General features: G+C 62.5%; 1 protein-coding gene. It reads right to left on the minus strand.

The genetic code is table 11. The features are described 5' to 3' along the window. Positions 1-413 (minus strand): 2-oxo acid dehydrogenase subunit E2 (locus EN808_RS35215; protein ID WP_189524246.1); only part of this gene is annotated, 413 nt, incomplete at both ends.

The raw sequence follows: 413 nt of genomic DNA on the forward strand, positions 1-413 counted from the left end.
TTGGACACCGCCGTGGTGCCGCCCTGATATTCCTCCGGCTTCAGCTTGCGGCTACGGGCACGGCTCGCGAGATCCTTCATCTCGTTGGAAATGACCGACAGCGTCTTTTCATCCGCATGCCGAATGATCGGCGTGATCAGGCCGCCGGGGATCGAGACTGCGACGCCGACATCGGCATGCTTGTGCTTGACCATGGCGCTTTCGGTCCACGAGGCATTGGCGTCCGGCACCGCCTTCAGCGCCATGGCCATCGCCTTGATCACCATGTCGTTGACCGACAGCTTGTAGGCAGGCGCCTCACCCTTGTCGGTCTTCTTCACCGGTGCCGCCGCATTGAGCTGCGTGCGCAGCGAAAGCAGCGCGTCGAGCTCGCAGTCGAGCGTCAGGTAGAAATGCGGGATGGTGGTCTTGGC

Origin of the sequence: Mesorhizobium sp. M8A.F.Ca.ET.165.01.1.1, from assembly GCF_004792065.1 — a bacterium.
In the GTDB taxonomy this organism is placed as follows: Bacteria; Pseudomonadota; Alphaproteobacteria; order Rhizobiales; family Rhizobiaceae; genus Mesorhizobium.